This window comes from Kitasatospora sp. NPDC058492 (assembly GCF_042720685.1).
Taxonomy (GTDB): domain Bacteria; phylum Actinomycetota; class Actinomycetes; order Streptomycetales; family Streptomycetaceae; genus Kitasatospora.
In genome coordinates this window covers 1-11,708 of sequence record NZ_JBHXMU010000023.1, presented here as the reverse complement: position 1 = coordinate 11,708, position 11,708 = coordinate 1, and the positions used below count along the sequence as shown (strand labels likewise).

Here is an 11,708-nt window from a genome sequence, read left to right as displayed (position 1 = left end):
GGGAGAGGGGGCCCGGGTCTTTCGGGCTTCGCTAGGTGCGGGCGGCGGCGGTGCGGGTGCGGCGGGAGAGGGAGTCCAGGACGACGGCGGCGAGCAGGACGGCGCCGGTGATCATGTACTGGATGGCCTGGGCGGCGTGGACCATGTCCAGGCCGGTGGTGATGGACTGGATCACCAGGATGCCCAGCAGCGCGGACCAGGTCTTGCCGCGGCCGCCGAAGAGGCTGGTGCCGCCGATGACGGCGGCGGCGATCGCGCTCATCAGGACGTTGCCGCCGCCCAGTTGCTTGTCGGCGGAGCCCTGCTGGGAGGCGTAGAACAGCCCGCCCAGGCCGGCCAGGAACGCGGACAGCATGAAGACGGAGATCCGCACCCGGGCCACGTTGACGCCGGCGCGCCGGGCGGCCTCCACGCCGCCGCCGACCGCGAAGATCTGGCGCCCGTAGGAGGTGCGGCGCAGGACGAAGTCGGTGAGGACGACGACGCCCACCAGCACGACCAGGGGCAGCGGCAGGCCGCGGTCCTGGTTGAGGGCGTAGGCGGTGGCGAGGGTGAGCACGGCCAACGCGCCGGTGCGGATGGCGGTGTCGGCGGTGGGGCGGGCGGTGAGGCCGGCGGCGGTGCGCCGGCGGGCGGTGCGCAGGTGGGCGAGCAGGTAGAGGGCTGGGGCGAGGACCGCCAGGGCCCAGGCGTAGGCGATGTCGCCGTCGCCGAGGAAGGTGGTGTCGAGGGTGGCGATGAGGCCGCCGTGGCGGTTGTTGACGGTGCCGAGGTCGCCCAGGACGTACTCCTGCAGGCCGCTCCAGGTGAGCATGCCGGCGAGGGTGACGACGAAGGCGGGGACGCCGACACGGGCGAAGAAGAGGCCGTGCAGCAGGCCCATGACGGTGGCCGCGGCGAGGGCGGCGAGCACGGCGAGCCATTCGGCGACGCCCTGGCGCACGGCGAGGACGGCGGCGAGGGCGGCGCTGGCGCCGGCGACGGAGCCCAGGGAGAGGTCGATCTCGCCGAGGATGAGGACGAAGACGACGCCGACGGCGATGAGGCCGGGGCCGGCGATGAAGCGGGTGATGTTGGTGAGGTTGTCGGCCTGGAGGAAGTGGCCGGTGACGGACTGGAAGATGACGGCGATCAGGATGAGGCCGACGACGACGGGCAGGGAGCCGAGTTCGCCGGCGGCCAGGCGCCGGCGGGCGGCCTCCAGGTAGCCGGCGGGGCCGGCGGCCCGGGTGTGCAGGCGGGGGTCGGCGCCGGGGGCCGCGGGGGTGTCGGCGGGGGTGCTGGGCGTGGTCATGCGGCGTCCTCCTCCTCGGTGTGGCGGGCCTGGCGCCGGGCGTGGGCGTTGTCGGTGGCTCCGGTGATGGCGGAGACGATCTGCTCCTGGGTGGTGCCGGCGACGGGGAAGACGCCGTTGTTGCGGCCCAGGCGCAGGACGGCGACGGTGTCGGCGACGGCCCGCACGTCGGCCATGTTGTGGCTGACGAGGACGACGGCCAGGCCGCGTTCGCGCAGCCGCTCGACGAGGTCGAGGACCTGGGCGGTCTGTTCGACGCCGAGGGCGGCGGTGGGCTCGTCCAGGATGACGAGGGCGGGCTCGCCGACCAGGGCGCGGGCGATGGCGACGACCTGGCGCTGGCCGCCGGAGAGCGCGGCGACGGGGGTGCGCACGTCGGGGATGCGGATGGCGAGGGTGTCGAGGAGTTCGCGGGCGTGCTGCTCCATGGCGACCTCGTCCAGGAGCCCGTGGCGGCGTTTCTCGCGTCCGAGGAACAGGTTCGCGATGACGTCGAGGTTGTCGCACAGGGCGAGGTCCTGGTAGACGGTGGCGATGCCGAGGGCCTGGGCGTCCTGGGGGCGGGTCAGGCGCACGGGCTCGCCGTGCCAGGTGATGGTGCCCTCGTCGACGGGGTGGACGCCGGCGATGGTCTTGACGAGGGTGGACTTGCCGGCGCCGTTGTCGCCGACGAGGGCGAGGACTTCGCCGGGGTGGACGTCGAGGCCGACATCGGTGAGGGCCTGGACGGCACCGAAGCGCTTGGAGACCGAGCGCAGCTGGAGGACGGGTGCGCCTGTCAAGTGAACCTTCTTCTGCGGTGGTGGACTTGGACCCGGGTCGAGCTGGGCGGCTGGGCGGGGCCGGCTGGGCGGGCTGGGCGGGCCGGGCTACTTGAGGCCGGCGGCGGCGCAGGCGGCGGCGTAGTCGGCGGTGCAGATGTCGGAGACCTTGTAGAGGCCGTCGGCGACGACGGTGGTGGCGATGTTGGCCTTGGTGACGACCTTGGCGTCCAGGAACTTGGCGGGGATGGCCTTGTCGGTGGCGCTGTCGACGGTGGCGGTGGCGACGGTCTTGACGTCCTTGCCCTTGAGGAGGGCGACGGCCAGTTCGGCGGCGGAGTCGGCGAGCGGGCGGTAGGCCTTGTAGATGGTGAAGGCCTGGTCGCCGTTGACGATGCGCTGGATGGCGTCGAGGCCGGCGTCCTGGCCGCCGACGGGGACCTTGATGCCGGCGCCCTGGAGCTGGGTGATGATGGCGCCGGCCATGCCGTCGTTGGCGGAGTAGACGGCCTGGAAGCCGTTCTTGCCGAGCTGGGTGACGGCGGCGCCGATCTTCTGGCCGGCGATGGTGGCGTCCCACTGGCCGGACTGCTCGTAGACGATCTTCTTGACCTTGACGTCGAGGACCTTGTGGGCGCCGGTCTTGAAGTCGGCGGCGTTGGGGTCGGCCTCGTCGCCGTTGATCATGGCGACGTTGGCGTCGGCGGCCTGCGGGCCGAGGGCGTCGACGAGGGCCTGGCCCTGGAGTTCGCCGACCTTCTCGTTGTCGAAGGAGACGTAGGCGGCCACCGGTCCGGTGGCCAGGCGGTCGTAGGCGACGACCTTGACGCCCTTGGCGGCGGCCTCCTGGACCCAGCCCTGGGTGGACTTGGCGTTGTAGGGGTCCAGGATGATCACCTTCACGCCCTGGGCGAGGAGGGTGTCGAACTGCTGCTTCTGCTTGGCGGCGCTGCCCTCGGCGTTGTTGTAGAGGACCTTGCAGTCCGCGCACAGGGCGGCGACCTTGGCCTCGACGAAGGGGCGGTCGAAGGATTCGTAGCGGGTGGAGGAGGCGTTCTCGGGTAGGAGCAGCCCGATGGACTTGCCGTCTCCGGCGGCGGCCGCGTCCTTCTTGTCGCCGCCCGCCTTGCCGCAGGCGGCCATGGACAGGGCCAGTGAGATGCCGGTGGTGGCGATGAGGACGCGACGCAGTGCTGCGTTCATGGGGGTGCCTCTCCCTGACGTCGCCGCGGCTCTGCGGCGGGGTGGGGGGAGTTAAACCTGAACGCGTACATGACGTCAATAAGTAAATTCAGACTGCGGGCGATGCGCCTCTACTCGTTATCTTCATGAACACTGACGGGGAGTTGAAACCTGGAGGAAGCTCCAAATGACGGAACGGCGGCGCCCGTTGCGGGGCCCGCCGTTCAAGAGTCGATCAACCTGTCGAGGTGTCAGGGAGGTGGGGCGCCCGCCGCCCCCCGTGCGGCGGGCGCCCCCGTGCGCGGTGGTACCGGTGCGCGGTGGTACCGGTGCGTCAGGGGCAGTGCGTCGGGAACGACGCGTCAGGGGCGGTCGAGGGTGATCGAGTTGATCGGGCCCAGGTCGTACCAGACGCCGTTCTGCGCCGGGATGTCGTAGACGCAGCTGCCGCCGCCGGAGCCCTTGCACAGGTGGGCGTGGGCGCCGCCGGACTGGTTGTTGAGGACCCAGTGGTTGCCGTACTGGTTGCTCAGGTTGTGCGCGCCGTAGCTCCAGTACACCTCGCTCGGGGCCGAGGCCGGGTTCTGGTTCTGCGGGTAGACGCAGACCGCCCCGTACGGACAGCCCGCCCAGGAGCCGTCGGCGGCGCCGGCGCTGCCGGCGCCCAGGGTGGTCAGGGTGGTCAGGGCCGCGGTCGCGAGGGCGAGGGTGGCGACGGCGTGGGTGATCCTGCGCATGGATGGTTCTCCCTTGGCTGGTGGGCGGCCTGACGTGGGGTCCGGCCGGTGCTCAGCAGCCTAGGAACGCGGGCCCGGCGGCGGTCCCTGACATCTGACAGGGGCGCGCCGCCGCACTCCGGGAGCCGGCCCGCCGGCTCGCTGGGCTAGAGCTCGCGGGGCTAGAGCTCGCTGGGCTAGAGCTTGCCGAAGGTGTCGCACTGGGCGAGGTCGCCGGTGCGGTAGCCGGTGGTGAACCAGGTCTTGCGCTGCTCGGAGGAGCCGTGGGTCCAGCCCTCCGGGTTGACCCGGCCGGTGGCCTGCTTCTGGATCCGGTCATCACCGACGGCCGCGGCCGCGTCCAGGCCCTGGGCGATGTCCTGGTCGGTGAGGGAGGCGATCAGCGGCCGCCCGGTGGAGGGCTGCGGGGTGGTGGTGGCGTGGTGCGCCCACACCCCGGCGTAGCAGTCGGCCTGGAGTTCCAGCTTCACGGAGGCGCTGTTGGCGCCCTGGCGGTCGCCGCCCACCTTCTGCATGGTGCCGAGGAGGTTCTGGATGTGGTGGCCGTACTCGTGGGCGACGACGTAGGACTCGGCGAAGGGCCCGCCCTTGGCGCCGAAGCGGGCCGAGAGCTCGTTGAAGAAGCCGAGGTCGAAGTAGGCCTTGCGGTCGCCGGGGCAGTAGAACGGGCCGACGGCGGAGGTCGCCGGACCGCAGGCGGTGGAGACCTGACCGGTGAACAGCACCGTCTCGGCGTTGCGGTACGCGGTGCCCGTGCGCTTGGGCAGTTCGGCGCGCCAGAACTCCTGCACGCTGTTGGTGACCGCCACGATCCGGCAGTCCTGGCGCCGGTTGGCGTCCGCGCCGGTCTTGCAGGCCTGCTGCACCTCGCCGGCGGTGTGCGCGCCGTTGGAGGTGGTGGAGCCGCCGCCGGAGGACAGGCCCAGCAGCTGGGGGTCCACGCCCAGGACGACCGCGAACAGCACGACGATCAGGCCCACCGCCCCGCCGCCGATGGCGACCTTCCCGCCCGGGATCCCGCGCCGGTCGTCCACCTGCGAGGTGTCGAGGTCGCCCTGGTCGTCGAACTGCATGCCCCTGCCCGCTTCTGTCGTGTTTGTCAGTACTGGTGACGGTCTGTGCCGGTGACGGCCCGCCCAGCCTACGGGCAGCGGGCGCCGGCGCGGCGCAGCGGGGGCGGGGGGCGCCAGGGACCGGCCAGGGCGGGGGCGGGGTCGGGCGGCGACTGCGGACGTGGCCGTGGCCGTGGCCGTGGCGATCGGGCACCGCTCCCCCGGGGCCGCGTGTGCCGTCCTGGATCACCATCCGACCCGGCTGATGGACTGACAATTCGTCAACTCCGGATGCGGGTACCGGATTCGGCCGCGACGGAGAGCTCGGCAGGGCGGGCGGGCCCGCGGGGGCGGCCGAGCAGGACGCCGGCCAGGACCAGGGCCAGCCCGCACACCTGGCGCGCGCCGAGCCCCTCCCCCGCGAGGCCGGCGCCCAGCAGGACGCCGGCGAGCGGGTTGAGCAGGCCGAGCAGCCCGACCGTGCCGGCCGGCAGGTGGCGCAGGCCCGCGAACCAGAGGGCGAAGGCGAGGGCGGTGGCCACCAGGGCGACGTAGCCGAAGGCCGGGAGCGTGCGGGCGTCCATCGCCGGGGGCGCGCCCTCCGCGGCAACGGCCAGGGGCAGCAGCATCAGGCCGCCGGCGGTCAGCTGCCAGGAGGTGACGGCCAGTGGGTCCGCGCCCTCGCGCCAGCGGGCGGCCAGCACGTAGCCGACGCAGGAGACCAGCATCGCCGCCGCCAACGCCGCCAGCCCCGCCCCGCTGACCGCGCCGCCCACGCCGAGCAGCGTGAGCGCCGGCGCCAGCCGGGTTCAGACCTGCCCGATTGAGCATCACGTAAGCGGAGTTCTTGTCCCTGGGGGACACGGCTCCGCACGTGGTGCAGGTATAGGTGCGCAGTCCCAGCGGCAGTGCGTGCTTGGTTCTCGCATCGCAGTGCGCGCAGTCCATCGCAGCCGGTAGGTGTACCGGCCATGCCCGGTACACCCGTCCGTGTCCTGCGCCGTGATCGCCATGACCGGCAACATAGCCTGACGGTCTGACAAAGGTGCTTGGACCGGGGCGGTGGACACCGGCCCGGTGAGCGGCAAAACGGCCGCCCCCGACCCGCCACGCGGAAAACCGAGCTCCTCCCCGACCTGAAAGCCGGGGCATCCTCCGACATCAAGGTGACGCATGACCAGCACCCCGCCGCCGCCCCAGCCCGAACCCGGGCCGCCCGTCGCCCCGTCCCCGTCCGGCCCGGAGAGCCCGGGGGCCCGGGCCGACCGGCGGCTGGTGGAACTGCTCCAGGAGCTGCGGGTGCTGCAGACCGGCGTGCAGATCGTGTTCGCGTTCCTGCTCGGGGTCGCCTTCACCCCGCGCTTCGCCACCCTCACCGACGGCCAGCAGGACGTCTACGTCACCACCCTGCTGCTGGCCGTCATCTCCTCGGCCGTGTTCGCCACCCCGGTGGCGCTGCACCGCGGGCTGTTCCGCCACCCCGGCAAGGCGCGGATCGTCAAGGTCTCCGCCCACATCGCCCAGCTGGGCCTGATGCTGCTCGCCTGCGCGCTCACCGGCGCCGTGCTGCTCGTCCTGGACGTCGTGCTCGGGACCACCACGGCCCTGGCCATCACCTCCGTCGTCGCACTGATCTTCGCCGGGCTGTGGTTCGTCCTGCCCTGGGCGGTGCGCCGCCCGCTGCACGACGACTGAACCGGACGCGGCGGCCGAACCGCGGGCGCGCCGTGTGGTGAACTCCGGTTCCCCACACGGCGGTCGACGACGGTCAGCCCGCCGCCACGGGCGGGGTGAGCCAGTCGTCGAGGGGGACGCCGCAGCTGTTGACGATGCCCGCGACCAGCGCGTAGGCGCCGACGAGGGCGAGCAGTTCCAGCAGCTGCGGGGTGGAGTGGCGGGCGGCCAGCTCACGCCAGGTGGCCGGGGACAGCGCGCGGTCCCCGCACAGCTCGTCCACGGCCCGCAGCAGCGCCCGGTCGCCCTCGCTCCAGCCGGGGGCGTCCGGCCCGCCGAGAACGCGGGCGATCTCGGGCCCGGTCAGGCCGGCGGCGGCGCCGAGGCGGGCATGGTGGTGCCACTCGTAGGCACAGCCGGTGCGGTGGGCGGTGCGCAGGATCGCCAGTTCCCGTTCGCGGGGCGGGATCAGGCCCTGGGCGAGCTGGGTGAGCAGGGGCACCAGGGCGACCAGCAGGTCGGGGTGGTGGCCGATGGTCGCCAGGACGTTGAGCACCGGACGGCCCGCCAGCGGCCCGGCGCCGCCGGCGAGGACCTGCGCCGCTGGGCCCTCCAGGCGTCCGGCCAGGGCGGCGACCTCGGAGGCGGGCCGCGGCGCGAGCCTCGGGGCCGCGCCGGCGGGGCACGGGGCGCCGCGCGGCGCCTGAGGCCTGACGCCCGCTTCCGCCTCCCGCGACCCGCTTCCCGTCACCCGCGCCGCGCCGGGGGCGGGCGCGGCGCGGGTGACGGACGGGACCGGGCCGGGGCCGGCTGTCGGGCGCCGGGGGCCAGGCGGGGAAGGCCCACACCTCCCTCACCCCTCAGAGCCCGCCCGCCACCGAAACCGCTTACCGCCCCACCCCGCGCGGCGGGTACCGTGCCCGGATGCACAGCAACGACACCAACGGCAGCGGGAGCGCCAACGGGGACGGCAACGGCAGCGCCCCCACCTGGGACGTCCTGCTGCTCGGCGGCGCCTCCGGCCTCGGCAAGAGTCGCGCCGCCGCCGAACTCGCCCGGCACAGCGGCGCGTTCGTGGTCGAGTTCGACGACGTCGTCGCCGCCCTGCACGCCGCCACCACCGCCGAGGGCCACCCCGGCCTGCACCACTTCGACGGCCTCGACGACCCCGACGCGCTGCCCGCCGACCGCGTCCTGGAACTGCAGATCGCCACCGCCCGCGCCCTGGACGACGCCCTGCTCGGCGTGGTGCGCAACCGCCTCACCGTCGACGTGCCCGCGATCGTCGAAGGCGACTACCTCACCCCGGCCGCCGCCGCCCGCGCCGCCGCCGAGGCCTCCGGGCAGGGCCGCGTCGTGCGCGCCGTGTTCCTGCACGAGGGCGACGCGGCCGGCATCAGCGCCAACTACGCCCGGCGGGAGCCCGACTGTGGCCCGCAGGAACGCCGCGCCGCCGTCAGCGCCCGCTACTCCCACTGGCTCGCCGACCAGGCCCGCACTCACCACCTGCCCGTCCTGGACTGCCGCCCCTACCCCACCCTCGCCGACCGCCTGCTCCGCGCCCTGGCCTGACGTGGCCTGGCCTGGCCTGACCTGACGAATGGGGTCCACAGATGCTGATCGTGGTGAGCGGCGGGCCGGGCAGCGGGAAGACGACGCTGGCCCACGCGCTGGCACAGGCCCTCGGCTGCCCGGCGGTGTGCCGGGACGAGCTGAAGGAGGGCCTGGTGCACGCGGGCACCCGGGCCGGGAACCCCGACGAGGCGGTGCGCGCGGCGTTCTTCGACGTCCTGGAGGTCCTGGTGCGCGCGGGGGTGAGCGTGGTGGCGGAGGCCGCGTTCCAGGACCGGCTGTGGCGGCCCGGCCTGACCCCGCTGGCCGAGCACGCCGAACTGCGGATCGTGCACTGCCGGGTGGACCCGGCAGTGGCCCGCGCCCGGATCCGGGCCCGCCTGACGACGCACCCGCGCCGCGCCGCGCACGCCGACCGCGCGCTCCTCGCCGCCCCGCCCGGCCCGGGCAACCTGCTGGACGACTTCACCCCGCCGTCCCTGCCGGTGCCGCACCTGCACGTGGACACCACCCACGGCTACCGGCCGCCGCTGGCGGACATCACCGCCTTCGCCACCGGTGCCGGTGCCGGCACCGGAACCTGACGGGCTGTCGAACTGCTCGGCCTAGTCCGACACGGCCTCTTCGTCCATCGCCGCCGGGCGCGATGCGCCCCGATCATGGCCTGCCTGACCATGACGCCGAGGCGCGGGTGACGGTTCGCCAGTGGGCCCAGCGGTTCGCGCCGGATCAACTCAGCGCAGGGGCAGGCGAGTTCAGATTCCCGCAGGCGTTCGACGGGCTTCGCTCGGACGGCGCCTCTGCGAACCTGCCGGGCCCGGCCGGCCGTTTGCGGGCACCGCTTGCGGGTGAGGCGCCGCGACCTCCGTGATCGCCGCGGCGCCGGCCGCCACCCGACGGCCGTACCTTGACGGTCCGTCCGCTGTTGTCGGCCCGTCCCTGTGAGCCGCCGGGATGACTTCCCCCGCGTGCCGAATCGGCCCGGATGGTGTATACGGCATAGTCGTTTCGTCACCTTATGGCGCATTTATGACGTCATCCACGAGTCCCGTGAACACCCTGGGGAGTCCCCGATGCCTGAAGTCAGACGCCGCTGGGGCTTGGCCCGAGCCTTCGAGGCACCAGGGAGAGCCGCTCCGCATCGGCGCGGCTGGTCCGGAGTTCTCGCGGCCGTGCTGATGCTGGCGCCGACGCCGCTCGTCCCGCTGCTGGCCGCCCCCGCCGCGCACGCGGCTCAGACGTGCCCGGCGGATGCCGGCTACACCGACTGCCTGTCCTTCGCCTACACCGGAAGCGACCAGGACTTCACCGTCCCCACCGGGGTCTCCTCGATCAGGGCGAAGGCCTGGGGTGCGGGTGCGGCCGCCGACGGCGACACCGCCGCGGCCGGCCGCGATCACGCGAACCGGCCGGGCGCCGCCGGCGCCTACGCGACCACGCTGCTGGAGGTGACGGCCGGACAGCGGCTGACGGTGGTACCGGGCCAGGGCGGGCGGTCGCGTCCCGACGGCTCGGACTCCCCGGAGGCCCGCAACGGTGGCGCCTCCGTCATCCGGTCGGGCCAGTCGCACACCCCCGCGGACACCCTGCTGACAGCCGACGGCGGCACGGCCGCGAGCGCGAGCACGACTGAGACCGCGAGCGGCGCCGATGCCGCCGGTGCCGCCGGGGCCGGTCCTGAAGACGGGTCGCAAGGCCTCGCGCCTCACGTGACCGAGCGCCAGTACGTCACCGGGGCGGCCTTCGGCGGCCTCGCCCCGTCCATCACGGGCGTCAACGGCGCCGACGCGGCCAAGAGCGGCGCCGGCCACAGCGGCGACGGCGGCAACGGCCTCGTCGTACTGGAGTGGAAGGACCCCGTCACCGACGCCACGGCGGCGAAGGCCGACCCGTCAGCGGCTCCCGCGCCCACCGGCCGGAGCAGCGCTCCAGGAGCCCCGTCCCCGGAGGCCGCGCCATCCGCAGCGGCCGGACCGGCCGGGCCGAGCAGCGCGGCCGCCCCGCCGAGCGCCGCCCCGCTCGGCCGCTTGCCCCGGGCACCCGGCGACCCCCTGGACTGCACGGGCAACACGATCTACGCCATCCAGCGTGGCTCCTCCACCGCCGCGAACGGCACCCTGCTGGCCCTGGCCGCCGGCAGCGTCGGCGGATCCAGCGTGACCGCGACGACGGTCAGCACGCTCCCCGCCGGGTCGGGCTTCACCAACGCCCTCGGGATCACCGACGGCGGCACCGCCGCCTACGTGGTCGACCAGACCCCGACCGTCGCCGGGTCCGTCAACGTGTACGGCTACAACGCGGCCACCCAGACCTGGACCACCTACACCGGATCCGCCGGCGCCACCACCGACTCCTTCGTCTCCGGCGCGGTGGACCCGGTCAACGGCATCTACTACTACGCCAGCTTCGAGCCCGGCACGGCGACCACGCCCGGCGTGGCCACCCTCTACGGCTTCAACACCACCACCAACACGGCGATCCCCGGCGTGATCGCCACGTTCGACCTGCCGGTCACCGGCGCCTCCGGCCCCAACGGCGACATCACCTTCGACGCGGGCGGCAACCTCTACGTCCTCTCCTCCGTCGGCACCGACGCCGCCATCGGCCGGGTCGCCGGGCCGATCCCCACCACCGGGTCGGCCACCGGCGTACCGCTGACCGACACGGTGCTGAGCACCCTGCCCAACCCGGACAGCAACTCGTTCAACGGGGCGGCCTTCGACAACGCCGGAATGCTCTACATCGAGTTCGCCTCGGGGACCACCACCTTCCTGGAGCAGCTCAACCCGAACACCGGCGTGATCACGGCCGGGCCCACGCCGTACTCCAACAACGCGTTCCTGTCCGTGGACCTCGGCGCCTGCTCCACCAACCCGACCCTGGCCCTGCAGAAGAACATCGTCGGCCGGTTCGCCTCGTCGACCACGTCGAACGACCAGTTCAACCTGGCGATCACCGGCGGCGGCATCACCCAGGGCAACACCGCCACCACGACCGGCACCAGCACCGGCATCCAGACACCCCCCGCCGGCCCGGTCATCGCCGTGTCGGGAACCACCTACACGCTGACCGAGACCGCCGCCTCCGGCAGCCTCGCCAACTACACCACCGCCTACGACTGCGTCGACACGGCCAACGGCAACGCCCCGGTCGCCTCGGGCACCGGCGCGACCACCTTCAACCTGCCGTTCCCACCCACGGTGGAGGGCAAGAACAGCCCGCTGGTGGTCTGCACCTTCACCAACACACCCGTCCCCGCGACGCCCTCGCTCACGATCATGAAGACCGCGTCCCCGACCACGGTCACCGCCGTCGGGCAGGTCGTCGACTACAGCTTCCTCGTGACCAACACCGGCAACGTCACGCTGACCAACGTCACCGTGAACGAGACCGCGTTCTCCGGCAGCGGCACCCCGCCCGTGATCACCTGCCCGGC

At 73.5% G+C, this 11,708-nt stretch carries 9 protein-coding genes and 3 pseudogenes; 4 read left to right on the top strand and 8 right to left on the bottom strand.

The window, feature by feature from the left end; translation table 11 throughout:
- Positions 1-31: 31 nt before the first annotated feature.
- The 7 genes and pseudogenes from ACFWPI_RS17070 to ACFWPI_RS17040 all read right to left on the bottom strand — a co-directional run.
- Positions 32-1,294 carry a sugar ABC transporter permease gene (locus ACFWPI_RS17070; RefSeq protein WP_380376123.1) on the bottom strand — a complete coding sequence of 421 codons (1,263 nt, stop codon included), beginning with the start codon at positions 1,292-1,294 and terminating at the stop codon, positions 32-34.
- The gene (locus ACFWPI_RS17065; protein WP_063352939.1) at positions 1,291-2,076 is read right to left on the bottom strand and encodes an ATP-binding cassette domain-containing protein; all 786 of its coding nucleotides are present in this window, start codon (positions 2,074-2,076) and stop codon (positions 1,291-1,293) included. The genes ACFWPI_RS17070 and ACFWPI_RS17065 overlap by 4 nt, the downstream gene beginning before the upstream one ends.
- A gap of 87 nt (positions 2,077-2,163) precedes the next feature.
- Complete coding sequence (locus tag ACFWPI_RS17060; RefSeq protein WP_380376125.1) at positions 2,164-3,258, bottom strand: sugar ABC transporter substrate-binding protein; 1,095 nt, start codon at positions 3,256-3,258, stop codon at positions 2,164-2,166.
- Between the two features lie 341 nt (positions 3,259-3,599).
- Positions 3,600-3,974: a hypothetical protein gene (locus tag ACFWPI_RS17055; RefSeq protein ID WP_063352941.1), complete on the bottom strand. Its 375-nt coding sequence runs from the start codon at positions 3,972-3,974 to the stop codon at positions 3,600-3,602.
- Positions 3,975-4,150: 176 nt separating this feature from the next.
- Positions 4,151-5,047, bottom strand: coding sequence for a neutral zinc metallopeptidase (locus tag ACFWPI_RS17050; RefSeq protein ID WP_380376127.1), 897 nt, complete (start codon positions 5,045-5,047; stop codon positions 4,151-4,153).
- A gap of 260 nt (positions 5,048-5,307) precedes the next feature.
- Positions 5,308-5,790: pseudogene (locus ACFWPI_RS17045) on the bottom strand (EamA family transporter); the annotation flags it as partial.
- Between the two features lie 31 nt (positions 5,791-5,821).
- Positions 5,822-6,028, bottom strand: a pseudogene (locus tag ACFWPI_RS17040) (zinc ribbon domain-containing protein); the annotation flags it as partial.
- 171 nt (positions 6,029-6,199) lie between these two features.
- On the opposite strand from ACFWPI_RS17040, the gene ACFWPI_RS17035 reads away from it, so the two are divergent.
- The gene (locus ACFWPI_RS17035) at positions 6,200-6,721 is read left to right on the top strand and encodes a DUF6328 family protein (protein WP_380376128.1); all 522 of its coding nucleotides are present in this window, start codon (positions 6,200-6,202) and stop codon (positions 6,719-6,721) included.
- Positions 6,722-6,794: 73 nt separating this feature from the next.
- Here the strand turns inward: ACFWPI_RS17035 and ACFWPI_RS17030 are convergent, their stop codons facing one another.
- Entirely contained in the window at positions 6,795-7,451 is a 657-nt protein-coding gene (locus ACFWPI_RS17030) for a carboxymuconolactone decarboxylase family protein (RefSeq protein WP_380376130.1), read from the bottom strand.
- A gap of 173 nt (positions 7,452-7,624) precedes the next feature.
- Between ACFWPI_RS17030 and ACFWPI_RS17025 the strand changes: the two genes are divergently transcribed.
- The 3 genes and pseudogenes from ACFWPI_RS17025 to ACFWPI_RS17015 all read left to right on the top strand — a co-directional run.
- Complete coding sequence (locus ACFWPI_RS17025) at positions 7,625-8,272, top strand: AAA family ATPase (RefSeq protein WP_380376131.1); 648 nt, start codon at positions 7,625-7,627, stop codon at positions 8,270-8,272.
- A gap of 41 nt (positions 8,273-8,313) precedes the next feature.
- Entirely contained in the window at positions 8,314-8,856 is a 543-nt protein-coding gene (locus ACFWPI_RS17020) for an AAA family ATPase (RefSeq protein WP_380376132.1), read from the top strand.
- A gap of 594 nt (positions 8,857-9,450) precedes the next feature.
- Positions 9,451-11,708: pseudogene (locus ACFWPI_RS17015) on the top strand (hypothetical protein); the annotation flags it as partial.

Bases quoted from the DNA above. Each gene is read 5' to 3' on its own strand.
- ACFWPI_RS17070 (WP_380376123.1), bottom strand. From the start codon at position 1,294: ATGACCACGCCCAGCACCCCCGCCGACACCCCCGCGGCCCCCGGCGCC.
- ACFWPI_RS17060 (WP_380376125.1), bottom strand. From the start codon at position 3,258: ATGAACGCAGCACTGCGTCGCGTCCTCATCGCCACCACCGGCATCTCA.
- ACFWPI_RS17055 (WP_063352941.1), bottom strand. From the start codon at position 3,974: ATGCGCAGGATCACCCACGCCGTCGCCACCCTCGCCCTCGCGACCGCG.
- ACFWPI_RS17050 (WP_380376127.1), bottom strand. From the start codon at position 5,047: ATGCAGTTCGACGACCAGGGCGACCTCGACACCTCGCAGGTGGACGAC.
- ACFWPI_RS17035 (WP_380376128.1), top strand. From the start codon at position 6,200: ATGACCAGCACCCCGCCGCCGCCCCAGCCCGAACCCGGGCCGCCCGTC.
- ACFWPI_RS17025 (WP_380376131.1), top strand. From the start codon at position 7,625: ATGCACAGCAACGACACCAACGGCAGCGGGAGCGCCAACGGGGACGGC.
- ACFWPI_RS17020 (WP_380376132.1), top strand. From the start codon at position 8,314: ATGCTGATCGTGGTGAGCGGCGGGCCGGGCAGCGGGAAGACGACGCTG.